This is a genomic window from Thioclava sp. F34-6, assembly GCF_002213235.1.
In the GTDB taxonomy this organism is placed as follows: domain Bacteria; phylum Pseudomonadota; class Alphaproteobacteria; order Rhodobacterales; family Rhodobacteraceae; genus Thioclava; species Thioclava nitratireducens.
In genome coordinates this window covers 203,225-226,973 of sequence record NZ_NBOA01000005.1, presented here as the reverse complement: position 1 = coordinate 226,973, position 23,749 = coordinate 203,225, and the positions used below count along the sequence as shown (strand labels likewise).

Genomic DNA, 23,749 nt, shown 5'->3' with positions numbered 1-23,749 from the left:
TCAGGCGGCCAGTTCCTGTGCATGGCGGGTCAGTTGCAGCGCCGCCCGCGCCGCCTCGCGGCCCTTCTCGACGAAATGGCTGCCAAAGATCGCCCGGTGGTGATCGGTCTCCTGGAACTGATGCGGTGTCAGCGAGACCGACAGCACGGGCACGCCCGTCTCCAGCCCCACCTGCATCAGGCCATTCACCACGGCCTGCGCCACGAAATCATGCCGGTAGATTCCGCCATCGACGACCAGAGCCGCGCCCGCGATCGCCGCGTAGCGGCCCGTTCGGGCCAGCTTCTGCGCCCTCAGCGGCAGCTCGAACGCGCCGGGCACGTCGAAGACATCGACCTGCGCCGCCGGGATCTCTTCGAGAAACCCCTCGAGCGCGCGGTCGATGATATCAGCGTGCCAATTGGCCTTGATAAAAGCGTAACGGGTGTGTGTCATCGTGATCTCCTTGCTAGCGACACGTCACCCAAGGCGATCACATACAGGCCGTGCCCGCGCGAGAAGGCGCGGGATCGGCTGCATATTCTCTTCCATCCGGACTGTAACCGTCGGCTCAGGCCTCGCACCTGATCTGCTGACCCTTGCACGACGGCGAGGCGCTCGCGGGCTCGCGGATTTCGCCGCATACCGCCGGTGGGGAATTTCGCCCCGCCCTGAGAATGGCCGGAGATTGGCACGCGCTTATGTCCTCGGCAAGGGGTTCAGTTCCTCGGCCAGCCATACCAGCATCGGGAGACTGATCATCAGCGGCGGGCCAACGCCGGGCAGGTGCGCAACGCGAGGGCCATCAGCCCTTGCGTACGAGATAGACCTTCACGCCTTCCCAATCCTCTGCCTCGACCAGTTCGTGTCCGCATTGCGCGCAGAAATGGGGCACGTCGATCCAGCTCGCCCCGTCGGTCGCGACCAGCTGGACCAGCGTGCCGGGCGCCGCCGCCTCTAACGCTTTGCGCAGGCGCAAGACGGGCAGGGGGCACAACAACCCCTTTGCATCGATTTCGACATCGGGTTTCATGCCGGAGGTTCTCGCGCGCCCGCGCTGATTTGTCCACGCTGTTGTTATCTCACGACCCGGTGACCGCGCGCGAGGAATGGGGTAGAGGAAGAACATGTTTGGAATCGATCTCGTCTCTGCCGCTTTCCTGCCCGCCGCTTTCGTGGCGCTCTTTGCGGGTCTGCTGTCATTCCTCAGCCCGTGCGTGCTGCCGATCGTGCCGCCCTATCTCGCCTATATGGGCGGGGTCAGCATGGGCGACCTGCGCGAGGGCAAACGCTCGGCGGCGGTGCCTGCGCTGTTCTTCGTTCTTGGCCTGTCGACGGTGTTCCTGTTCATGGGTTTCGCCGCCTCGACCTTCGGGCGGTTCTTCCTGACCAATCAGGTGCTGTTCGGACGGATCGCGGGCGGGGTGATCGTGATCCTCGGCCTGCATTTCCTCGGCGTATTCCGCATCCCGATCCTCGACCGCGAGGCGCGGCTGGACGCGGGCGACCGGGGCGGCTCGAGTTTGGGTGCCTATGTGCTGGGGCTCGCCTTCGCCTTCGGCTGGACGCCCTGCATCGGCCCGCAGCTGGGTGCGATCCTGTCGCTGGCCGCCCAAGGCGGCGATCAGGCGCGCGGCACCGCGCTGCTGGCGGTCTATGCGCTGGGTCTGGGCATTCCGTTCCTGCTGGCCGCGCTGTTCATCCAGCGTGCGATCGGGGTAATGAACCGGCTCAAGGCCTATATGGGCATCATCGAGAAGACGATGGGCGCGCTGCTGGTCGTCGTCGGGATTCTGCTGCTGACCAATGCGTTCTCGGCGATCAGTTTCTGGCTGCTGGAGACCTTCCCGAGCCTTGCAGTGCTGGGCTGACGCCTCACGCCACCATCTGCACCGCGCGGACAAGATCCGCCTCGAAAGCCCGCAGCATAGCGGGCTTTTCCATGTCGGGCAGGCGCAGCAGGTAGGACGGGTGCACGGTGATGAGCATCGGCGTGCCATCGTCGAGTACCTCCACCGTGCCGCGCCGCTTGAGAAGGCCGCGCCGATCCCCGGTGAGGCTCTCCAGCGCCGTCGCGCCCATCGCAAGGATCGCCTTGGGTTTCACCAACGCGCGTTCCCGGTCGAGCCACCAGCGGCAGTGATGAATTTCCTGCCGGTCGGGCGACTGGTGGATGCGCCGTTTGCCGCGCGGGGTGAATTTGAAATGCTTCACCGCATTGGTGATGAAGGCGCGGTCGCGGGACAGGCCAGCCCGCGCCGCCACCTCGTCGAAAAGCTGCCCTGCGGGGCCGACGAAGGGGCGGCCCTCGAGATCCTCGAAATCGCCCGGCTGCTCGCCCACGATCATCAGTGGCGCATCCAGCGGCCCTTCGCCCGGTACTGCCTGCGTTGCGTTCTCCCAAAGCGGGCAGCGGCGGCAGCCATTCAGCCCGGCGAGCAGCTCCGCGCGGTCACCCGCGGGCTGCGGCGTGGCGCGGTCGCTCGCCAGCCGCTCGGTGATCTTGCCAGCTCGGGCTGGGGCCAGCGTGGGGGCACTCAAAGCCATCTCCTCGGCGCGGGCCTGTGCGGTGGCGGTCATCTCGGGGATCAGGCTCGCTTCGGGGAGGTTATGCCAATATTTGCGCGGCATTTCGGATTGCATCGCGTCGACCTTCAGCCGCGCCGGGTTGAAGATGTTGCGGAAATAGGTGCGCCAGAGGTCTTCGGCGCCATCCTCGGGCAGATCGGGGCGCGGCTGCCCCTCGCTGAAGCGCAGTTTGCCCGCTTCGAAATGCGCCGTCAGATCAGGCGTGAAGATCGACCAGTCCATGTCGCCGAAACGTTTCACGAAGAACGGCGCGGTCAGTTCGCAGATGTAATGCGTGGGTTCGAACCACGCGGCAAAGCGGCGACGTGGGGCGTCGGGCGCCCCGATTTCGCGGAAGCGCACGAAGGCCGTCATCTTGTGGCGGTCGCGCGAGACCTCCTTGGCCATGCGGTTCAGTCGGTCGATGCGCGGATCGGCGCGGTCTTCCAGCAGGCGCTTGTCGGATCGCAGCCCCCAGAGCACCGCGTAAGCTCGGGCGAAACGTTCCGGGTCGCGATGACAGACCACGAGCCGGGCGAGGTCGACAAAGCCCTTTGGCACGCTCACAGTGCCGCCTGTGGGGGCAGGGGCGTCCTGCGCGAAGAGATTGGCCTCACCCGCCCCGCGATGCCAGAGAAGCTCCTCGGGCGGGATGCCAGCGCCCACGGCTGCGCGGGCCTCGTCTCGCCAGGCCTCGAACGTGCCGATCTCGGGCAGGGTGATCGTCCGCATCACAACAGCCGCAACTGCTGCGGCGGTGGGGCGAAACGGGCGCGCAAATCGGCTGCATCGGTCAGCGCGCGCGGGTGCCAATCCAAGAGCGTGATGAAGGGTTTCGCCTGCTTCAGATTCGCCCCCATGCGCCTCACGTCCTCGTAGCGCAGCGTCCGGTGGCGGCGGGTCGCCAGCACCCGGTTCACCGTCTTCACCCCCAGCCCCGGCACGCGCAGCAGCATCTCGCGCTCGGCCCGGTTCACGTCGAGCGGAAACAGATGCCGGTTCGCCAGTGCCCAGGCGAGCTTGGGATCGACCGTCAGATCGAGATTGCCGTCGGTGGCGCCTTGCGAAATCTCGTCCACGTCGAAGCCGTAGAAGCGCAGCAGCCAATCCGCCTGATAGAGCCGATGCTCGCGCATCAGTGGTGGCTTGATCAGGGGCAGGGCGGCGGAGCTGTCCGGGATCGGCGAGAAAGCGGAGTAATAGACACGCTTGAGCGCGTAGCTCGAATAGAGCCGCGTCGAGGTCTTCAAGATCGTCGTGTCATTCGCCCCGTCCGCGCCGACGATCATCTGCGTCGATTGCCCGGCGGGCGCGAATTTCGGAGGGCGCTTGCCGGTGAAGCTGCGTTCTTTCCGCGCCTCGCGCAGCACCCGCACGTCGCCCATCGCGCGGCGGATCTGCGCGGGGTCCTTTTCCGGCGCATAGTCCTGCACCGCGCGGTCGGTCGGCAGCTCGACATTGATCGAGAGGCGATCGGCGTAAAGGCCGGCCTCCTCGATCAGCTCGGGGGCTGCGTCGGGGATGGTCTTCAGATGGATATAGCCGCGGAAATTATGCTCGACCCGCAAGAGCTTCGCGATCCGCACCATGTCGGCCATCGTGTCATCGGGCGAGCGGATAATGCCGGAGGAGAGGAACAGCCCCTCGATATAGTTGCGGCGGTAGAATTCCAGCGTGAGGGTCACGACCTCCTCGGGAGAGAACCGCGCGCGGGTGACGTTGGAACTCACCCGGTTCACGCAATAGGCGCAGTCATAGATGCAGAAATTCGTCATCAGGATCTTCAGCAGGCTGATGCAGCGCCCGTCCGGCGTGTAGGCGTGACAGATGCCGGAGCCGGTGACCGAGCCGATCCCTTTGCCATCCTTCGAGTCGCGCCGCTGCCCGCCGCTCGACGCGCAGGAGGCATCGTATTTCGCCGCATCCGAGAGGATCGCCAGTTTCTGATCGAGGGTCATCCTTGCCATGTGTTCACTATATGTTCACGCCATCTGCCTTTCAATAATTCCATGACAAAGGGGCGCGAAATCTCGCGCCCCTCGGAAAACGGCGCCCGGACCTCAGGAAGTGAGGCGGCGATACATGTGCCAGCTGGCATGACCCAGAACCGGCAGCACGATGAAGAGGCCAAGGAACATCGGCAGCATCCCAACGAACAGGCTCGCCGCGATCACCAGTGCCCAGATCGCCATCGAGACCGGGTTGGCCGCGACTGCCCGCATCGAGGTGAGGATGGCGGTGATGATGTCGATCTCGCGATCCATGATCAGCGGCAGGCCGACCACGGTGAAGGAGAACAGCATCGCTGCGAAACCCGCCCCGATCAGGGTGCCGATGCTCAGCATCATCAGCCCGTTCCCGGTCAGAAGGATCTCAGGCGAGCTGGAGATGTTGGTGAAGGCCGACAGCCCCATGAACAGCGCGAAGGTGGTATGGGCGACGAAGACCCAGAACATGAACATCATCAGGATCAGCATCGCCATGGACGGCGTCTGGCGATCCTTCTCCGAGACGCAGCTGGCGATCACCTCGCGCCAGATCAGCGGCTCCTGCGCCTCCAGCTTGCGCGAGACGGTATAAAGCCCGATCGCCGCGAAGGGGGCGAGCAGCGGAAAGCCGAGCGCGAAGGGGATCAGCCACCATTCCTCGCCCTGCGCTGCGAACACCATCCAGAGCACGATGCCGCCGAGCACGTAAAAGCCCGAGAACATCAGACCGAAGGCCGGGGCGCGTTTGAAATCGTTCCATCCCGCCTTCAGGATGTCTGGTATATCCGAGGCCTGAAGGTCGCGGATAGGCGGCACCTCGGAGGGCGGCGACACGATCGTTTGCATTGCTTTTCTCCCTGACTGAGGGCCTCTCCCAAAGGCCCGCAACTTCACGTTGCGTCACGCGGACGTGATCTGTCCAGAGAATTGCTCGCTGCGTTGCCGCAAGGCTCAGCCGCCCATCCGTTTCGTCAGCCGCAGGGAGAGCGCATAGGGCAGGCGTTTCAGCAGCTTGAGCTGCCATGTCAGGCGGCGGGGGAAGTGAGTTTCGAACCGGTCCTTGGCCAGTCCCTCTGCGATGCGGCGGGCAGCCTCGTCGGCTTCGATCATGAAGGGCATGGCGAAGTCGTTCTTCTCGGTCAGGCGAGTCTTCACGAAGCCGGGAGAGATCAGCCGCACGTCGATCTTGGGCGCATATTCGACCCGCAGGCTTTCCACTAGGTTTATCACGGCGGCTTTCGAGGCGGAGTAGAGCTGCCCTTTCGGCAGGCCGAAGATGCCCGCGACGGAGCCGAAGATCACCAACTGCCCACCTTCGCGTAGCAAGCCGGGAGCGGCCTGCGCGAACCATAGCGTGCCGAGCAGGTTCACCTCCACCAGCTTGCGCGCCGCCTCCCGTTCGATCTGCTCCACGCGGCCCGGATCGTAAAGCGCGGCGGTGATGATCATCGCATCCAGCGGCCCGTGGCTCAGGATTTCGCCGCGCGCATCGTCGAGGCTTTCGGGATCGGCGACGTCGCAGGGTACCACCTCGCCCTGACCCAGTTCTGCCTTCAACGCGTCCAGCGGCTCGACCGAGCGCGCAGACAGCACCAGCCGCGCCCCGCGGGCGGCCAGTTCGCGCGCCAGCGCCTGCCCGATGCCCGAGCTCGCGCCCATGATCCAGATGCGTTTGTCCTTGAACTCCACGGCGGTCATCCTTTCGCTAGTGGTGAGGATACGCGCCAAACCGGATCAGGGTTTCATTCCGAGGGCCTCGAGGCACTCCGCCAGCAGTTCATCCAGCGGCCGTGTGCCCGAGAGGTCCAGTATCGGTTCAGACCGGCCCGCCAGCCATTCGTGATGGCGGCTGAGCGAGCGACCCGAGAAATACGGATCGTCATAGCCCGCTGCCCAGGTCAGGAAGGAGCCGTGATTGCCCTCCATGTCGCCGCCCTTGCGGATACGCGCGCCGAAGCGCATCGCCTCGCGCTTGCGCAGGCGCGCGAGGCGGATCGGCGTCGGAGCGGTGAGAAAGACGATAAGGTCGGCGCCCGCGATCGCGGGCTCCCCCCAACCGTCGAGCGAGCCGGAGATCACCCAGCCTTCGGGCTTTTTCGCCGCCTCCATCAAGGCGAGCCGCTCTGCGGGGCGGCGTTTGACGGTATAGGGCGGGTCGCTCTCGGCCCAATAGAATTCGTCGGTATCGAGATGGGTGACGCCCAAGCGGTCAGCCAGGCGTTCCCCCAAAGATGATGTGCCCGATCCTGCGGCGCCGGTGATGTGAACCCGCGCCGTCATCCGCGATCAGCTATCCGCCTGCGCGTCGGCGCGGGATTTGCCTTCGAGGCCGAGCGCCAGCGTCGCTGCCATGAACCCGTCGAGATCGCCGTCGAGCACGCCCTGCGTGTCCGAAGTCTCGTATTGGGTGCGCAGGTCTTTCACCATCTGGTAGGGCTGCAGCACGTAGGAGCGGATCTGGTTGCCCCAGCCGGCCGAGCCCTTGTTCTCGTGGGCTTCGTTGATCGCCGCGGTGCGCTTTTCCAGCTCCATCTGATAGAGCCGCGATTTCAGCGCCTTCATCGCGATGTCGCGGTTCTGGTGCTGCGATTTCTCGGACGAGGTGACAACGATGCCGGTCGGGTGGTGGGTGATCCGCACCGCCGAGTCGGTCGTGTTGACGTGCTGACCGCCAGCCCCCGAGGAGCGGAACGTGTCGATGCGGATATCGGCGGGGTTCACCTCGATCTCGATATTGTCGTCAACGACCGGGTAGACCCAGACCGAGGCGAAAGAGGTCTCGCGCGTGCCCTTGCCGAAGGGTGAAATCCGCACGAGGCGGTGCACGCCCGATTCCGATTTCAGCCAGCCATAGGCATTGGGACCGGAAATCTTGTAGGCGCAGGACTTGATCCCGGCCTCGGCACCCGGTTCTTCGGATTGCAGTTCGACCTCGTAGCCGCGCTTCTCGGCCCAGCGGACATACATCCGTTGCAGCATCGAGGCCCAGTCGCAGGCCTCGGTGCCTCCCGCGCCCGCATTGATCTCGAGGAAGGTGTCGTTGCCGTCGGCCTCGCCGTCGAGAAGGGCTTCCAGCTCTTTCGACGCGGCGGTTTCCTTCAGCGCGGCGAGCGACGCTTCTGCTTCGGAGACGACTTCCTCGTCGTCTTCCATCTCGCCAAGTTCGATCAGTTCGACATTGTCCTCCAGATCCTGCTTGATCCGGTTATAGGTTTCGAACTTGTCCATCAGTTGCTGCCGGTCGCGCATCAGTTTCTGCGCGCGCGCCTGATCGTCCCACAGGGTGGGGTCTTCGATCATCGCGTTGAATTCCTCGATCCGGTGCGGCGCGGTCTCGAGGTCCATCCGCTGGCCGAGCAAGGTCAGGGACTTGCGGATCTGTTCGACGGTATTCTGCGTCTCGGCGCGCATCTGTCATCCTCTTGAAAGCTTGGTCCGCGTGATACGAGATCGGCGCGGCGCCCGCAAGGCGGGGCGGGGGAAATTGCGTGGGCCGCGCGGCGTTGGAAAGCCGCGTGGCCCTTGTGTTCGAGGCCCCCGGATGCCGAGCGGGATGCGGCTCAGCTTGCCTCCAGCGCGGCGATGATCGCGCCGAAATCGCTGGCTTTGAGCGAGGCCCCGCCCACCAACGCGCCGTCGACGTTGGAGGTCGCGAAGATCTCCTCGGCATTGCCGGGTTTGACCGAGCCGCCATAGAGGAGCCGCATGCCGTTGCCTGCGTCGGCGAAGCGCGCGATCAGCGTGTTGCGCATGAAGTCATGGACCTCCGCGATCTGATCCAGCGTCGGCGTGCGACCCGTGCCGATCGCCCAGACGGGCTCGTAGGCGATCACGCAATTGGCGGCCGTCGCACCGTCGGGAACGGAGCCGGCAAGCTGTTCGCCGATCACGTCGAGCGTCTGTTCGCCGTCGCGCTGCGCTTCCGTTTCGCCCACGCAGATCACCGCGATCAGGCCTGCGGCGATCGCAGCCTCGGCCTTGGCGCGCACGATCAGATCGCTTTCATGATGATCGGCACGGCGTTCGGAATGGCCGACGATGACGTGAGAGCCACCCGCATCCGCGATCATCTGTGCCGAGATGTCGCCCGTATGTGCGCCGCTCTCGTTCATGTGGCAATCCTGCCCGCCGACCGCGAGCTTGCCACCCGCCGCTTCGGTCATCGCGCCGATCAGAGTCGCGGGCGGGCACAGGAGCACGTCACAGGCGGGCGAGGGATGCGCCTCGACAAGGGATTTCACCTCGCTCAGGTTGCTCTTGAGCCCGTTCATCTTCCAGTTGCCGGCGGCCAGCTTCTTGCGCATGCCTGTCTCCCTTATGTCATTCGGGCCGACATTAGGGCAGGGGGATCGCACTCGCAAAGGGCAAATTGGCGCGGGAGCGGGGCTCAGCCGTTGGTCTGGGGGGCTTCCATATCGGCGAATTTGATCGACTCGCCGCAGCCGCATTCATCGACGACGTTCGGATTGCGGAACTTGAAGCCGCTTTCGAGAAGACCGGTCTCGTAGTCGATCTCGGTGCCCAGCATGAACATCTGCGCCATCGGTGCGATCAGAACCCGGGCGGGGCCCTTTTCCACGACGATATCCATCGGACCGGCCTCGGCCGCGACCTCCATCGTGTATTCCATGCCCGCGCAGCCCCCTTTCTTCACGCCGATGCGGAAGCCAGCCGCGTCTTCGCGCGACATCAGCTTGGCGATCTGCGCGACGGCGGCGTCGGTCAGGGTTACGGGGTCTTGTCCGGGAACGTTGAACATGGGGGCTCTCCTTCACCGAGTAATTTAGTCGGGCACGGGCAGGATTCCAAGGGGCGGCAAATGTCCCAAAAGCGCGAGCGTGGCGTAAGAGGCGGCGAGCGCCCAGCCGAAGGAGGCCAGCGTGCCGATGATCACATATTCGGATTTCGGATTCGCGCCGTCTTTTGACACCGCCTCGAAGCGCAGGATCGACTTTGCCGCGATCAGGAAGCCGATGCCCGAGGGCTGTCCCGCCAGCACCAGCAGAAAGATCAGCCCGCGCTCGAGAAGCCCGATCATCCGCCCGCCCTGCGGCAACCCCTCGGGCGGTGCGTCCTCTTCGTAGCGCACCATCAGCATGCCCACCGCGAAACCGCCGGCGCGGGTGGTGATCAAAAGGCCGCTGGCGAGCGTCAGGACGCCGGGGAGCCATGAGAGGCTCGCCCAGAGCGCGTTGGCCCAGAATGTCGGGAAGGCGGTGGCGATCAGCGCGGTCGCAGCCAGATGGGCGGCCTGATCGCCAAGGAAGGCGGCGAGGGGATGTTCGCGCGGTGCGAAGCTCTTGGCCACATCGATCACCAGATGGCTGAGCGCGACCAGCGCCAGCACCCCGATCAGCGTCCACGACAGTTGCAGCCCTGCCAACAGCGTCAGCCCCGTGAGGATCGCGATATGCGCGGCCAGCGCGGCCTCGTCCCGCCCGGCCTTCTTCGCCGCCATGCCGCTGCTTTGAAACGCGAAATCTGTGAAGGCATGGGCAAAGACAAGCGCCGCGAAAGTCTCGATCATTGGGTCTCCTCGATCATCGCCAGGGCCTCCACGATGGCGGGGCAGGCCGCGCTTGCCAAGGCCTGTGCCAGCGATTGCCGGGTGATGCCGATCTCGGAGGCTGCGGCGGTCTGGGTCGGAGGTTTGATGCGCAACATCGGCGCGATCGCGCGCGCCTGCGCCGGGGTCCACGCCTCCGAGATGTGATCGAACAGGCGGAACGCCGCGCCAAGCGCCCCGCCCGCAGCATGGGCAATGCGCGGCCCCTCCAAGCTATCCAGCAGCTGGCCCGAGGCGGTGAAGGCCGGACCCGATGCCCCGTTCAGGTCGCCGTCCGCAGGCAGCGTGCCGTCGCCCTCGGCAATCGCGATCCGGGTCGAGAACGCCTCGCCCAAGACGCGCAACTCGGCCCGGATCAGCAGCGCGAGCCTAGCCTGAAGGCGCGGGCTGGGTATCGCGAATTGCCACCCATCTCCGCGATTGCGGGCAAAGTGACTTTCCCGCAGAAGCGGAGACAATGCCGCCGCCGCGCCCTCGATCGCATCGAGTGCCGCGCTCAGCTCGGAGGCCGAGAGCCGAGTCGAGGCGACGATATCGCCGGTGAGAACACAAAAATAAGCCATGCGCAGGTTTTAGCGCCTGCGCATGGCAGTATGCAAGTAAAAAAGCCTGCATCTAAAGCCTAGCAGGTAAAAATGCCTGCGTTATTCGTCGAGGAACGGGTAATCCGTGTAGCCCTGAGCACCACCGCCGTAGAACGTCTCCGAGTTCGGCTCGTTCAGCGGCGCGTCCTTCGCGAAACGCTTGGGCAGGTCCGGATTCGCGATGAAGAGCTTGCCGAAGGCCACCGCCGCCGCACCCTTTTTCAGGGCCGCTTCGGCCATCGCCTTGTCGTAGCCGTTATTCGCGATATAGGGCGCCTTCGACTTCGCGCGCAGCGTCTCTATCCCGTCCTCGGGCCACTCGCGCGGACCGCCGGTCTGACCTTCGACGAAATGGACATAGGCCATCGGCTTGGTGTTGAGGAAATCGACCACCGCGCCGAACAGCTCGGCCGTGTTGCTATCGATGCCCACGTTATTCGCGTTCGACCACGGCGAGAGACGGATGCCCACACGCTCGGCGCCCAGCACCTCGGTGACCGCATCGACCACTTCGCGCAGGAAGCGGGTGCGGTTCTCGATCGAGCCGCCGTACTCGTCTTCTCGTTTGTTCGAGGTGTCGCGCAGGAACTGATCGATCAGATAGCCATTCGCGGCGTGAATCTCGACGCCATCGAAGCCCGCGGCCTGCGCATTGCGGGCGGCTTTGCGGTAATCTTCGACCGTCGCTGCGATTTCCTCGACCGTCAGCGCATGCGGTGTGGTAGTCGCCACGAAGCCTTCGCCGTCGAAGGTCTTGGCCTCGGCCGAGATCGCAGACGGCCCGACCGGGTTACGCCCGTTCAGCAGCTGCGGCACCGAGATCCGACCGACATGCCAGATTTGCGCGACGATCTTGCCGCCAGCCTCATGCACCGCGTCGGTGACTTTCCTCCAGCCCGCGACCTGCTCCTCGCTGTAGATGCCTGGCGTCCAGGCGTAGCCCTGACCCATCGGCGAAATCTGCGTGCCTTCGGTGACGATCAGCCCGGCGCCTGCACGCTGGCGATAATACTCGACCGTCATATCGGTCGGGTGCAGATCGGGGGCACGGTTGCGGGTCAGTGGCGCCATCACGAAGCGGTTGGCGATCTCGATCGCGCCGAGCTTCGTGGGGGAGAATAGCGTATCAGCCATGTCAGTCCTCTCATCGGGTTTGACGTTCGGCCAGATGACATGGGGCTGCGCGGGCGGGCGGCAAGTCCATCGCAGTGCGAAGGTTGTGTGCGCAAATGCAAGGAAACAAAAAGGGAGCCGCGCGGCTCCCTTCCTCTTGGTCGGACAAATCCCGGAAGCACCCGCAGGGTGCGGGGCAGAGCCCCTCCAAGCCTCACATGAAGCCTAGTTCCAGCCGCGCTTCGTCGGACATCATGTCCATGCCCCATTGCGGATCGAAGGTCATCTCGACATCGACATCGCGCAGACCACCGACGCAGGCCACGGCATCGTGAACCCAACCCGGCATCTCGCCCGCGACGGGGCAGCCCGGAGCGGTGAGCGTCATGATCACCTTCGCGTCATTCTCAGGGCTGATCTCGATCGTGTAGACGAGGCCGAGATCATAGATGTTCACCGGGATTTCCGGGTCATAGACGGTGCGGCACGCTTCCACGACATTTTCGTAGAGCGGATGGTCGGTCGTCGAGGGCTTGATCAGCGGCGTGCCTTCAAGCGGCTCTTCGGGCGTGGCGGTCATGGCGGCTTCTTCCATCGGCAGGGGCGCCGGCAGGGCGCCTATCGAATTACTCGACTGTTTATCTAGGTGATAGGACCCGAGCCGTAAAGGGAGCTGTGGGCAGTCTGCTGATATGTGATGACGCAGCGCTGCGAAGAGGCAATGACGGAACGTTGTTTGTAAGGGACGCGTCCGAACCCCGGGTGGCGCGTGGCTTTGTGTGGGGCCGGGCGCTCAATCTCGCAAGCCCGGCGGGCGCTTGAGCCTGCGATGACATCGACAACGCGCCTTCCCGGGAAAGTTGGGCGCGGCCCGGGGCTGGTCGCCCCGGACCAACGAGAGGAAGCGGCGCTCTCTCCACAACGCTCGCCGCTTGACGCCCCGCACGCTTCGCGCCAAACCGATCCCATGTTGCCCGAAGAGAAACTCGACCAGATCCTCGCGCGCTTCGAGTACCTCGAGGCGCTGCTCAACGCTGGCGCGGAACCCGCCAAGATCGCCGAGATCAGCCGCGAATATTCCGAATTGAAGCCGGTCGTCACCCAGATCGAGGCATGGCGTCAGGCCCGCGCCGATCTGGCCGAGGCGGAAGGCTGGATGACCGATCCGGAAATGCGCGATCTGGCCGAAGAGGAATTGCCGCGTCTCAAAGCCCGTATCCCCGAGATGGAACAGGCCTTGCGCGTGGCGCTTCTGCCCAAGGATGCCGCCGACGCGCGCCCCGCGATCCTGGAGATCCGCCCCGGCACGGGTGGCGAGGAAGCGGCGCTGTTCGCGGGTAACCTGTTGCGTATGTATCAGAAATACGCCGAGAAACATGGCTGGCGTTTCGAGATGATGGAGTTGACCGAGACCGAGCTGGGCGGCGTCAAGGAAGCGGTGGCGCGCATCGAAGGTGAGGGCGTCTTCGCCCGGCTGAAATACGAATCCGGCGTGCACCGCGTGCAGCGCGTGCCGGAAACCGAGGCCGGCGGACGCATCCACACGTCTGCCGCGACCGTGGCGGTGCTGCCCGAGGTCGAGGCGGTCGATATCGACATTCCCGCCAATGACATCCGGATCGACACGATGCGGGCCTCCGGGGCGGGCGGGCAGCACGTCAACACGACGGATTCCGCGGTGCGCATCACCCATATTCCGACCGGGATCGTCGTGACTTCGTCTGAGAAATCCCAGCACCAGAACCGCGCCAATGCGATGGCCGTTCTGCGCGCGCGGCTGTTCGAGGCCGAACGCGACCGCGCGGCTTCGGAACGTGCCGAGACGCGGAAATCCCAGGTGGGTTCCGGCGACCGCTCGGAGCGCATCCGCACCTATAATTTCCCGCAAGGGCGGCTGACCGATCACCGCATCAACCTCACGCTCTATTCCCTTGATAAGGTTATGGAAGGCGAGATCGACGAAGTGGTCGACGCGCTGATCGCAGACGATCAGGCGGCCAAGCTCGCGGAGATGGAGGCGTGAGGGCGCAGGATGCGCTGGTCGCTGCGTCCCGCCGTCTGCGCGAGGCCGGGATCGAGGGTGCGCAAACCGATGCGCGCAGGCTGCTGGCCCATGCGCTGCAGATCGCACCCGACCGGCTGACGCTCGCCTTGCAAGACCCGCTGCCGGACGACGCGGCCGACCGGTTCGAGGCTGCGCTGACTGCCCGCGAGGCACGCCAGCCCGTCGCCCAGATTACCGGCAAGCGGCTGTTCTGGGGGCATGAATTCCGCGTCACCCGCGACACGCTCGATCCGCGCCCGGAGACGGAATTGCTGGTCGAGGTCGCGCTGGAGCGGCCCTTCGTTCACGCGCTCGACCTTGGAACGGGCACCGGCTGCATCCTGATCTCGCTGCTGAAATCCATGCCCTTCGCGGCAGGGACGGGGACAGACCTGTCTCAAGCCGCGCTTGAGGTCGCGAAAGCCAATGCCGAGGCGCTCGGTGTCGCCAAACGCGCCAAGTTCCTGATTTCAGACTGGTTTGCCAATGTGCCGGGGCGTTATGACCTCATCGTCTCGAATCCCCCTTATATTGCGGAAGACGAGATGGCGGGGCTCTCGCAGGACGTGCGTGACTGGGAGCCGCTCTCGGCGCTGACGCCGGGCGGGGACGGGCTCGACGCCTATCGCGCCATTGCCCGCGGCGCGGGGGCGCGGCTGATGGCGGGCGGACGCCTCGCGGTGGAGATCGGTCCGACGCAGGCGCAGGCGGTGAGCGATCTCTTCGCAGCGCAGGGCCTTGAGAACATCGAGACCCGCCGTGATCTCGACGGCCGCGACCGCGTCATTTTGGCGCATAAACCCGGTGATCCGGCGGATTGCGGCACGTCCTGAGCACGAAATCGCGCAAAAACTTGGGGAAAACCCCGCGAATCCATCGAAATCGCGGATTTGACCGATTTTCTGACTTGAAAGGTCGCCCCTCGCATGTTTAGTCAAGCCTGTGCAGGCCGGATATTGATCCCCCGCACGGCTCAGCTTCACAGCGCGGGTGTTTGGAACGAAACCGGGCAGGTATGCCCAGCGTGACAGTTCAGCCCGCAGGCCCTGCATTAGCGGCCATTTCCGAAAAGCCCGTGACAACGGGCCAAGAAAACGAAAGCCATGAGATCTTCGAAATCCCGTTCGCGTAACAAGTCGAACCGTCAACGGTCGATGGGCAATATCGTCAACCGCGTCTTCGACAGCTCCGGCCCCGAAGGCAAGGTGCGCGGTACGCCGCAACAGATCATCGACAAATATCTGCAGCTTGCGCGCGATGCGCAGCTCGGCAACGACCGCGTGGCCGAACAGAACTTCCTGCAGCACGCAGAGCATTACACGCGTATGCTGGGCGAGGCGCAGAAAGAACAGGCCCGCGAGCAGGAAGCCCGCAACCAGCAGCGCCAGCAGAACAACCAGAATAACGGCAACCAGAACAATGGTGGCCAGAATAATGGTGGTCAGAGCCACGGCGGCCACGGGCAAAGCGGCGGCCAGAACAGCGGTCAGAACGACAGTCAGCAGAATGACGGTCAAAACGAGACCGGCTCGAAAGGGGAGGCTCAGGACAATGCGTCCGAGCGCCGCGACGAGCGCTCCGAGGGCAAGTCGTCCGGGCGCAAGCGGAGCGAAAGCTCCGAGATGATGCCGCCGATGCCGCAGCTGGACTCCGATGACGATTCCACCCTCGTCGATACGCCCGAAAGCCGTAGTCGCGGCGACGACGCGCCGAAGGCGGAAGAGCCCTCCGAAAAGCCGGAGAAGGCCGAGAAAGCTGAAAAGGCCGAGAAGCCCAAGCGTCCGCGCGCCCCGCGCAAGCCGCGCGCTCCGAAAGCCGAAAAGGCCGAAAAAGCCGAGGCGAGTGCCGAGCTGCCGAAGGCTTCAGGCGAGTAAAGCCTCCCGAAAGATAGCGCGAGGCCCGCCAGGTTGGCGGGCCTTTTTGCATCTTGGGAGCGGGGCGGACGCTTAGCCCGTCTGGTCCGCGTGCGGATACACCCGGCCGCAGTTGCCATCCATCAGATGTGCCACGTGCAAGCCGACACGCGCGAACCGCGCAGCTCTCTCTATCGCGTCAGTTCAGCGGTGTGACCGGTCAGCATCGACGTGGGCAACTGGCCAATCCCGGAAATGAGGGAAGCGAAGACGATCTCGGCACCGCGAGGCAAGTCGTCCTCGCGCGCGGCGCAGTTCATTCCTGTCCCGCGACGATGCGCGCGAGGCGGCAGAACTGCTCCAGCGTGACCCGTTCGGCGCGTTCGGTGGGCGGGATCCCAGCCTGCTCCAGCTTCGCCTCGATATCAGGGGCGACACCCTTGAGCGAAGCCCGCAGCATCTTGCGGCGCTGGTTGAAGCCCGCAGCCACGACCCGGCTGAGCGTTGCCGCATCGGCCGGATAGCGCGGCTCGGGCAGGGCGCGCAGATGCACCACCGCCGAATGCACCTTGGGTGCGGGCGTGAATGCCTCGGGCGGCAGGCTCATTACGATCTTCGCCTCGGCGCGCCATTGCGCGAGGATCGCGAGGCGGCCGTAATGCTTAGAGCCCGGCTTCGCCACGATCCGCTCAGCCACCTCGCGCTGGAACATCAGCGTCAGGCTTTCCCAGAAGGGCGGCCAGTCTTTCGGCGTCAGCCAGCGCACCAGCAACTCGGTGCCCACGTTATAGGGCAGGTTCGCGGCGATCTTGATCGGGGGCGTGAGATGCGCGAGCGGATCGACCTGCAGCGCATCGCCATTGATCACTTCGAGACGGCCCGGATAGGCCTCGGCGATCTCAGCCAAGGCGGGCAGACAGCGTGTGTCCTTCTCGATCGCGAGCACCTTGCGCGCGCCCTCGGCCAGCAGTCCGCGCGTGAGGCCGCCGGGGCCGGGACCGACCTCCAGCACGTCCGCACCCGTCAGATCGCCCGCCGAGCGCGCGATCTTCGCGGTCAGGTTCAGGTCCAGCAGGAAGTTCTGCCCGAGGCTCTTCTTTGCCACCAGGTCATGCGTCTGCAGAACCTCGCGCAGCGGGGGCAGCCCGTCGATCGTGGCCATCACGCAGCCTCAGTCATGCCGGGCCGCTCCCATCCGGGCCGCCATCTCCAGCGCCGCGATCAACGAGGCGGGGTTGGCGCGGCCCTGACCCGCGATGTCATAGGCAGTGCCATGATCGGGTGAGGTGCGCACGAAGGGCAGGCCGAGCGTGATATTCACCCCGCCGTCGAAATCGAGCGTCTTGATCGGGATCAGCGCCTGATCGTGATAGGCGCAGATCGCCGCGTCGTAATTCTGCCGGGCGCGCGCGTGGAACATCGTGTCGGCGGGCATCGGGCCCGCAACCGCGTAGCCCTCTTCGCGCAGACCGTCGAGCGTGTCGGCGATCCAGTCGCCTTCCTCGATGCCCATCGCCCCGCCTTCGCCTGCATGCGGGTTCAGCCCCGCCACCGCGATCCGTGGGGCCGAGAAGCCGAAATCGCGCCGCAACCCTTCATAGGTGATCCGCACCGTCTCGCGCAGAAGCTGCGGGGTCAGAAGTTTCGGTACTTCGGAGAGCGCGACATGGATCGTGGCGGGCACCACGCGCAGCGGCGGGTCGACTCGCGACGAGGCGAGCATCATCACTACCCGCTCGACGCCCGCGAGATGGGCCAGATATTCGGTATGGCCGGGGAAGGTGAACTTTGCCCCGTCTTTCAGCGCTTTCTTGTTGATCGGCGCGGTGGTGAGCGCAGCCCCTTCGCCGCGCATCACCAGATCGACGCCGCGCGCGATCACGTCGATCACGGCTTTCGCATTTGCGGGATCGGGCTCGCCCGGAAGGGCGGCGGCGGGAAACTGGTGGGGCAGCACCGGCAGCCCGGCGCTCGCGTGGCGCAGCGCGTCGGCGGGTCGGTCGATCTCTCGGATCTTTGTGCCGCGCGGCAGATGCGCGGGGTCACCGATCCAGACAAAGGGCAGTTTCGCGCCGCAATGTTCCCAGGCGCGGGCGGCGATCTCGGGGCCAATCCCCGAGGGGTCGCCGCAGCTGAGGATCACGGGGCGGTCGGGCGCACGGGCCGCGGTGCGATCGGTCGGCTGGGCGCTCATTTGCGCACGATGACCGCTTCGGCTTCCAGATCGGCCATGTAGCCATTGGCGTAGGATTCCAGCGCCTTGTTCTCGAGAGCCGCGCGGACCTGATCGCGGTCGGGGGCCGATTGGTCACCTTGGGGCGCAACCTTGCGATCGCAGAGCATCACGAGCACGTCGTTGGCGCCTTGCGGGATCACTTCGGTCTCGCCCACATCGAGATGCGCCAGCGCGAGCCCGATATTGGTCGGCACCTGCGCCTGCGCCACGTCCTCATGCTTGGTGAGCGCGCTCGGCGGGAAGCCCTTGCCGATCGTGTAGAGCTGGTTGCATTCGCGCGCCGCGGCCACCTGGCTCTGGATCTTGGCCGATTGTTGCGAGCCGGTCGGGCCGATCGCGAAGGTCATGTAGCTGAGCGTCTGCGGGCCCGACGGCGCATCGCCGTCGCCGATCGCGCGCAGCATGAAGACCGCGACTGCGCCTTGCAGCTCGATCGGCTGGGTCGCGGTGCCGGGCTTGAGCTTGAGCACCACGCCGCGCAGTTGCGGCGGCAGCTTGTCGATCGGCATCCAGTCCAGACGCCCACCGCGTGCACGCGACGGCGCGGCCGAATATTGACGCGCGAGCGCGGCGAAAGCGCCTTCGCCCTGCGCGGCCGACAGCTGACGCGCTTGCCCCATCGCGGCCCGGGCGCGGCCCTGCGGTGCGGGGATGATCGCCTCCGATATCAGCACCTTCACGCCCTTGCCGGTCTGGCTCTCGGGCATCATCGCGCGGTCGACGTCGGATTTCGTGATGTTCACCTGCGGCCCGAAGCGTGCGCGGATCACCTGGCGCCAGACAAGGCCGGCTTCGGTGAAGTTGCGGAACGTGTTCGGATCGACGCCTTCCTTCTGCAGTGCCTGCACGAATTCGTCGCCGGTCATGTTCGCGCGGCCAGCGAATTCATCCATGCCCTTCTGGATCGCGGCTTCGTCGAGCTTGATGCCGATGCGCTTGCCGGCCCAGATCCGCAGACGGTCCTCGATCAGCGCCTTCTCGGCGTCCTCGCGCGTGTTCGCGCCGGCGTTCAGCAGCTGCATGAAGCGCTGCCGCTGGTTGATTTCGTAGTCGGTCACGCCCATGCCGTTGACGGTGACGACGGGCGCGAAGCTACCGCCCGATTGCGCCTGCGCCGTTCCTGCGGCGAAGGGCAGGGCGAGCATCAGCGCCAGAAGGGTGAGCAGTCGGGTCATCATCGTCATGAGCGTGCCTGTCCGTTTCGTCTCGTTCAGTCCTGGCCCTTGGGGCCTCGTTGATCCTCTGGGCCCGCTGGGCCGCTTTGCGATCCCCGGCCTCAACTTCCGCACATTCGCCGCGCGGGCGCACCGTCGCTCGCGCCGAAGCCGACGAGTTGGACGGATAGGCCGAAATCGGTCTCAGGGGCTACACTAGTGGATGACGTGAAGCGGCGCGAGAGGGAAAGATCAACCGCGATGCATTCGGTCTGGTAGCGCAGGCCGAGCTTGGCGCGCGCGGCGCGCTCGGCGGTGAAATCGTAACGTGTGCTCATCGTGCCCGACCAGCCGGCGCCCCAGCGCCACGCCGTGTCCAGCATCAGCTCGGACATGTTGTCGTCGCGTCCTTCGGCGGGGTTCTTCTCGAGCCAGAGATAGCCCGCCGAGATGTCGAAGTCAGTTCCGACCCGCGATAGCCGCACCTCGTCGCGCGACACGGAGAAGTTATCGTCGAACAGCGCGCGGTTCGACAGCGTCAGCCCGTTCGCGGTTGCGAGATGGGTCGCGAGAAGCCAGTCGGATTTCGTGCCCGACAGCCCGGTGCCCTGCGAGAACTGGTTCAGGTCGCGCTGGCGGAACACACGGCCCGCCGCGACGCCAAGCGACCAGCCGGAGCTGTCATAACGCGTCCAGCCGAGCCCGACATTGGCGCGCAAACCCGTCTCGCGGGCATCCTCGCCCGGAAAGCGGGTCAGCGAGAACAGGTTGCCGCCGTCGAATTCGGGCAGCTGGCTGTCCTCGTTGGGAGCGTCCTTCAGGTGATCGGGCGCCCAGACGACCTGCGCAACCGGCTCGATCACATAGGCCGCGCGACCGCTCGTCTTGACCCAGGGCCAGCGGATCTCCGCGGCGACGGTAGGCTGGCCACGCAGGATCGTTTCGCTGAAGGCGGGGTCCTGGTTGGTCTCGATGATGTCGCCCGCGAATTGGGTCTCGATCGACCCGAGCATGCCCGGCCCGAACAGCCAGTTGCGCCGCCAATCGGCGGTGAGCGAGCCACGCACCATGTCGCGCCCGTCGGGGCGACCGTCGCCGTTCAGATCGACCGTCGCATTCGAAGCGCGCCGCGTGGCGAGGGTGGAAAACCGCACGCTGGCCTGTCCGCCGATCCCGGCGGGGCGGAAGGTGCGCAGCCATTCTCCGGTGCCGCTCAGCATTGGCTCGGTGGCGTTGCTCTCACCCGCGCGCAGCGAGTGGACATTGCCGACGCGGGCCCAGATCAATTCGTCGCTGCGTACCCGTTCGAGCGTGACGCCCGACCACAGGCGGTCATCGTCGCTGAGACCGTAATTGAGCAGGTAGCTGTCGTCGCTGACCAGCCGAAGCTGCGCGGTCAGGCGAAACTCGCGCGGAAGCTGCGCCTCGAGATCGCCGAAGAGATAGCCGCGCGTGCCGCTGCGAATGTCGTCATTGCTCAGCGCGCCGGACCATTCCATCTTGCCCCAATTGAAGGCCTGCCGATAGCGCAGGTTCAGTGTCTCGGTGCGCGAAGTGGCGAAATAGGGCGTCACCGTCAGATCTCGGCTGGGTCCGAGCGCGATGAAATAGGGTACCAGAAGCCCCGGGCCGAGACCGCTCGTGGTGCGGAAACGCGGAGCGAGGAAGCCCGTCATCCGCTTCACGCCTGGCGCGGGCAGCCGCAGCCGAGGCAGGTAGGCGATCGGCACGCCGGCCGCGCGGAACTGGGCGTCCTCGAATACGATCTGGCGCGTCGTCGCGTTATGCACGACGCGGCTCGCACGGATTTCCCAAAGCGGCGTCGGATTGGTCCGGCATACCTCGCAAGACGACGCCACGACCTTGTCCATGATGGTGATCGCGCCCTCGCGCCGCTCGATCCGGGCGGCGGCGAGCTGCAATTCGCGCGCCATCACCATGCGCGCGCTCAGCAGGATGCCGTTTTGCAGGTCGGAGGACAGTTCTGCCTGCGAGGCGAGGATCACCGCCTGCGACTGGCCGGGCTGAACCAGCCGGATCGGACCTTCGAGGTAAAGCTTGTCGGCCTTCTGGTCATAGACCACGCGTTTTGCAGACAGTCGGTTCGACTTGTAGAAGACCTCGACATTCCCTTCTGCGACCAACTCGTTCTGGTTGCGGATCGCCACCCGATCGGCCAGCAGCGTCGCCAATTCGTCCGAGGCGGGGATCGCCGCACCCTGCGTTGCGGGGGCCGTATCGGTCGCTGTTTGGTCTTGCGCGCGCCCGGGCTGCGGCCCTGCCACGCCAAGCGCGACGATCAGCGCCAGAGCGCTCGCCCGTCCTGCCAAAGCGCCGAATTGCCGCCGCATCACCCATCCTCCCGGTGCAGAAGCCGCGCCAGCGGCAGCATCAACCCGATCACCGGCGGCGCCCAGGCCGCGAGTAGAACGGGAATCTGTCCGTTATCGCCCAGAACTTGCGCGATATTGCGCAGGAAGAACAAGCCCAGACCGGCAGCCAAGGCGAAAAGAACCTTCGCGCCGATGCCGCCGAAGCGCACATGGTCCATCGTGAAGCTCGCCGCAATCAGGACCATCGCAACGAAGAGCACCGGCAGCGCGAGCTCCATCTGCAGCCACACGATATGGCGGCGCGCGGAGAAGCCTGCGGCCTCCAGCGAGGCGATGAAGCCCGGCAATTGCCAGATCGGCACTGCGGAGGGCTTGCCGAAACTGTCGCGGATGCTCGCCACCGTCAGGTCGGAGGGCAGCGAGAGGCTGTCTTCGATCGTAGCGTCGCGCTCGGGGTTGGTGGAGTCGCCCAACGGCCAGTCTTTCACGTCCTGCAACTGCCACGCGCCCGGCACCAGCGTCGCGGTTTTCGCGTCGATCCGGCGCACCGGGCCGCGTTGAGGGTCGAAAATCAGGAAGGTCACTCCATGCAGCGTCGTTGCATCGCCATTCGCGCGATCGGCATGAATCACCGCCTGCGCGAGCGTTTTGCCGTCCGAGGAAAGCCCCGCGCTTTGTCGCATCCAGACGCCTTCGCGCCCGATCGACACGGTCGAGCCCCCATTGGAGGTGTAGTGATCCAGGAGGGTCTCATAGCGCTTCGACGTGGCCGAGACGAGCGGGTTGCCCACCAGCAGCGTCAGCAGCCCGAGCACCAGCGCCGCCGCGATCGGTGCGGCCAGCATACGCAGTGCAGATCGGCCCGCGGCCCGGATCACGACCAGTTCCGAACTGCGCGCGAGAGAGATGAACAGCGCCACGGAGGACAGCATCACGATCAGCGGCAGGATCGTGTAAAGCGTCTCCGGGATGTTTAGCGCGGAGAGCAACGAGACCTGCAAAAGGCTCAGCCCCTGATCGGAGAAGCGGCGGATTTCCTCGACCACGTCGATCAGGAACAGGATGCTCCAGAAGCTTGCCGCGACGATCAGGAAGCTGCGGAGAAACCGTTTCGCAAGATAGAGAGCAAGCGTCACGCGGCAGCCTCCCGCTTGGGCCGGATACGGCGCGGACGACCGGACCACCACAGCATGAACAGCACCATCACGATCCCGCCCAGCGTCGGCGCAATCAGGCTCGGCCAGAGCGAGGGGTCGCGCCCGGAACTGGTTTCGGCGGCGTTCTGAAGTACCTGCATAACGATCAGCCCGCCGATCGCGAGCGTCATCTGCCGCCACATGCCGAAGCGCGAGAAGGTGCCCATCATCAGCGCCGAGAATCCGATCAGCGCAGCGATCGGGGCCAATAGCGGTTGCGTGATCCGCCGAGCAAGCTCCAGTCGTAGCGCGTCGCGGGCGGCCTTGGCGCTGTCGGCGCCCGGAGTCGCCTCGAGACCGCTCCCCGCCATCATCGCGGCGAGGCGCGGGGTCATCATCTCGTCGATCTTCAGTGCCCGCGCTTTCCCGGCCTTGAGGAAGGAGCCGATGTCGTAGGTGAAATTGGCAAAGCGGGTGACAGACAGGTGATCGGAGGGTTTGCGCAGGGTCTGGGCCATACCCGAGAACATGATCAGTTTCGGCCCCGTCTCGGTCTTCACGATCACCCCCTTGTCGGCGGTATAAATCGTGCTCGTCTGTGCCGAGCGGCTGTCGGAGACGAAGATATCCTGCAACTCCCCCAGATCAGAAATGCGCCGTATATAGATCGAGATGCCCGGCGCGGGATGCTGGAACGTGCCTTCGGTGAGGAATTTCGCGGTCAGGTTCTGCGCGACCTCCTGCTGGCGCTCGGCCAGACGGGCCTTCGCGGCGGGGACGAGGAAGTTCACCAGCAACGCCATCATCACCGAGGCGATCAGCCCGAAGACCAGTACCGGACGCGCCAGCCGCCAGTTCGAGGTTCCGGTGGCGCGCATCACCACCAATTCGCTGTCCTGATCGAGCCGGTTGAACGCGTAGATCGTGGCGGCGAAGGCCGCGACCGGCAGCACGATGCGGATGACGTAAGGCAAGGTCAGCGCGGTGAATTCCAGCACCACCGTTGCGGTCTGGCCATCCGAAATCAGGCTGTCGAACATGATCACAGCCCGGTTGACCCAATAGACGGAGACCAGCACGAGCGCGAAAAACCCGAACAGCGCCATCAATTTGGACAAAACATATCTGTCCAGTCGCGTCACGACCCTTCAATACCCCCGAATATTTCCCTTTCTCTAGCCTGTCGGGCGAAGTG

The 23,749-nt window shown here is 65.3% G+C and carries 24 protein-coding genes and 1 riboswitch; of the genes, 4 read left to right on the top strand and 20 right to left on the bottom strand.

Annotation, left to right across the window (positions count from 1 at the left end):
* Entirely contained in the window at positions 1 to 441 is a 441-nt protein-coding gene (locus B6V72_RS12300; protein WP_346394251.1) for a 6,7-dimethyl-8-ribityllumazine synthase, read from the bottom strand.
* Between the two features lie 74 nt (positions 442 to 515).
* Positions 516 to 662, bottom strand: a riboswitch (FMN riboswitch).
* A 122-nt stretch (positions 663 to 784) separates the two neighbouring features.
* Positions 785 to 1,012 carry a sulfurtransferase TusA family protein gene (locus tag B6V72_RS12295; RefSeq protein WP_075774546.1) on the bottom strand — a complete coding sequence of 76 codons (228 nt, stop codon included), beginning with the start codon at positions 1,010 to 1,012 and terminating at the stop codon, positions 785 to 787.
* A 94-nt stretch (positions 1,013 to 1,106) separates the two neighbouring features.
* On the opposite strand from B6V72_RS12295, the gene B6V72_RS12290 reads away from it, so the two are divergent.
* A complete protein-coding gene (locus B6V72_RS12290; RefSeq protein ID WP_088718859.1) occupies positions 1,107 to 1,850 on the top strand; it encodes a cytochrome c biogenesis protein CcdA in 744 nt (247 codons plus the stop codon).
* A 4-nt stretch (positions 1,851 to 1,854) separates the two neighbouring features.
* On the opposite strand, the gene B6V72_RS12285 is transcribed toward B6V72_RS12290, so the two are convergent.
* From B6V72_RS12285 to B6V72_RS12230, 12 genes are all read right to left on the bottom strand, one after another.
* Positions 1,855 to 3,279, bottom strand: coding sequence for a UdgX family uracil-DNA binding protein (locus B6V72_RS12285; RefSeq protein ID WP_088735696.1), 1,425 nt, complete (start codon positions 3,277 to 3,279; stop codon positions 1,855 to 1,857).
* On the bottom strand, positions 3,279 to 4,514 hold the full coding sequence (locus tag B6V72_RS12280; protein ID WP_088735695.1) for a putative DNA modification/repair radical SAM protein: 1,236 nt from the start codon (positions 4,512 to 4,514) through the stop codon (positions 3,279 to 3,281). Before B6V72_RS12280 ends, B6V72_RS12285 begins: the two co-directional genes overlap by 1 nt.
* Positions 4,515 to 4,607: 93 nt before the next feature.
* Entirely contained in the window at positions 4,608 to 5,381 is a 774-nt protein-coding gene (locus B6V72_RS12275; RefSeq protein ID WP_075774550.1) for a DUF2189 domain-containing protein, read from the bottom strand.
* Positions 5,382 to 5,486: 105 nt separating this feature from the next.
* Positions 5,487 to 6,224, bottom strand: a complete 738-nt coding sequence (locus B6V72_RS12270) for an SDR family NAD(P)-dependent oxidoreductase (RefSeq protein WP_240497727.1) — start codon at positions 6,222 to 6,224, stop codon at positions 5,487 to 5,489.
* Between the two features lie 45 nt (positions 6,225 to 6,269).
* On the bottom strand, positions 6,270 to 6,815 hold the full coding sequence (locus tag B6V72_RS12265) for an AAA family ATPase (protein WP_075774552.1): 546 nt from the start codon (positions 6,813 to 6,815) through the stop codon (positions 6,270 to 6,272).
* A 6-nt stretch (positions 6,816 to 6,821) separates the two neighbouring features.
* Positions 6,822 to 7,946: a peptide chain release factor 2 gene (gene prfB, locus B6V72_RS12260; RefSeq protein ID WP_075774553.1), complete on the bottom strand. Its 1,125-nt coding sequence runs from the start codon at positions 7,944 to 7,946 to the stop codon at positions 6,822 to 6,824.
* A 149-nt stretch (positions 7,947 to 8,095) separates the two neighbouring features.
* Entirely contained in the window at positions 8,096 to 8,839 is a 744-nt protein-coding gene (tpiA, locus tag B6V72_RS12255) for a triose-phosphate isomerase (protein WP_088726779.1), read from the bottom strand.
* Between the two features lie 83 nt (positions 8,840 to 8,922).
* Positions 8,923 to 9,294 carry an iron-sulfur cluster assembly accessory protein gene (locus tag B6V72_RS12250; protein ID WP_075774555.1) on the bottom strand — a complete coding sequence of 124 codons (372 nt, stop codon included), beginning with the start codon at positions 9,292 to 9,294 and terminating at the stop codon, positions 8,923 to 8,925.
* A 24-nt stretch (positions 9,295 to 9,318) separates the two neighbouring features.
* A complete protein-coding gene (locus tag B6V72_RS12245) occupies positions 9,319 to 10,062 on the bottom strand; it encodes a DUF3307 domain-containing protein (protein WP_088735694.1) in 744 nt (247 codons plus the stop codon).
* On the bottom strand, positions 10,059 to 10,664 hold the full coding sequence (locus B6V72_RS12240) for a hypothetical protein (RefSeq protein ID WP_088735693.1): 606 nt from the start codon (positions 10,662 to 10,664) through the stop codon (positions 10,059 to 10,061). The genes B6V72_RS12245 and B6V72_RS12240 overlap by 4 nt, the downstream gene beginning before the upstream one ends.
* Positions 10,665 to 10,745: 81 nt before the next feature.
* Positions 10,746 to 11,819 carry an alkene reductase gene (locus B6V72_RS12235; RefSeq protein ID WP_088735692.1) on the bottom strand — a complete coding sequence of 358 codons (1,074 nt, stop codon included), beginning with the start codon at positions 11,817 to 11,819 and terminating at the stop codon, positions 10,746 to 10,748.
* Positions 11,820 to 12,012: 193 nt separating this feature from the next.
* The gene (locus B6V72_RS12230) at positions 12,013 to 12,378 is read right to left on the bottom strand and encodes a DUF59 domain-containing protein (RefSeq protein ID WP_078519345.1); all 366 of its coding nucleotides are present in this window, start codon (positions 12,376 to 12,378) and stop codon (positions 12,013 to 12,015) included.
* A 387-nt stretch (positions 12,379 to 12,765) separates the two neighbouring features.
* Between B6V72_RS12230 and prfA the strand changes: the two genes are divergently transcribed.
* From prfA to B6V72_RS12215, 3 genes are all read left to right on the top strand, one after another.
* On the top strand, positions 12,766 to 13,821 hold the full coding sequence (gene prfA / locus B6V72_RS12225; RefSeq protein WP_075774738.1) for a peptide chain release factor 1: 1,056 nt from the start codon (positions 12,766 to 12,768) through the stop codon (positions 13,819 to 13,821).
* Positions 13,818 to 14,675 (top strand): peptide chain release factor N(5)-glutamine methyltransferase, encoded by an 858-nt coding sequence (prmC, locus tag B6V72_RS12220; protein WP_088735691.1) that lies wholly within the window; start codon positions 13,818 to 13,820, stop codon positions 14,673 to 14,675. The genes prfA and prmC overlap by 4 nt, the downstream gene beginning before the upstream one ends.
* A gap of 270 nt (positions 14,676 to 14,945) precedes the next feature.
* Entirely contained in the window at positions 14,946 to 15,716 is a 771-nt protein-coding gene (locus B6V72_RS12215) for a DUF4167 domain-containing protein (protein ID WP_088735690.1), read from the top strand.
* Positions 15,717 to 16,011: 295 nt separating this feature from the next.
* Here the strand turns inward: B6V72_RS12215 and rsmA are convergent, their stop codons facing one another.
* From rsmA to lptF, 6 genes are all read right to left on the bottom strand, one after another.
* The gene (rsmA, locus tag B6V72_RS12210) at positions 16,012 to 16,857 is read right to left on the bottom strand and encodes a 16S rRNA (adenine(1518)-N(6)/adenine(1519)-N(6))-dimethyltransferase RsmA (RefSeq protein ID WP_088735689.1); all 846 of its coding nucleotides are present in this window, start codon (positions 16,855 to 16,857) and stop codon (positions 16,012 to 16,014) included.
* Positions 16,858 to 16,866: 9 nt separating this feature from the next.
* Positions 16,867 to 17,889, bottom strand: a complete 1,023-nt coding sequence (gene pdxA, locus B6V72_RS12205) for a 4-hydroxythreonine-4-phosphate dehydrogenase PdxA (RefSeq protein WP_088718850.1) — start codon at positions 17,887 to 17,889, stop codon at positions 16,867 to 16,869.
* Entirely contained in the window at positions 17,886 to 19,115 is a 1,230-nt protein-coding gene (locus tag B6V72_RS12200) for a peptidylprolyl isomerase (RefSeq protein ID WP_088718849.1), read from the bottom strand. Before B6V72_RS12200 ends, pdxA begins: the two co-directional genes overlap by 4 nt.
* Before the next feature lie 92 nt (positions 19,116 to 19,207).
* Positions 19,208 to 21,436 (bottom strand): LPS assembly protein LptD, encoded by a 2,229-nt coding sequence (gene lptD, locus B6V72_RS12195; protein ID WP_088721737.1) that lies wholly within the window; start codon positions 21,434 to 21,436, stop codon positions 19,208 to 19,210.
* Positions 21,436 to 22,554: an LPS export ABC transporter permease LptG gene (lptG, locus tag B6V72_RS12190; RefSeq protein WP_075774566.1), complete on the bottom strand. Its 1,119-nt coding sequence runs from the start codon at positions 22,552 to 22,554 to the stop codon at positions 21,436 to 21,438. The genes lptD and lptG overlap by 1 nt, the downstream gene beginning before the upstream one ends.
* A complete protein-coding gene (gene lptF, locus B6V72_RS12185; protein ID WP_088735688.1) occupies positions 22,551 to 23,696 on the bottom strand; it encodes an LPS export ABC transporter permease LptF in 1,146 nt (381 codons plus the stop codon). The genes lptG and lptF overlap by 4 nt, the downstream gene beginning before the upstream one ends.
* Positions 23,697 to 23,749: the final 53 nt, after the last annotated feature.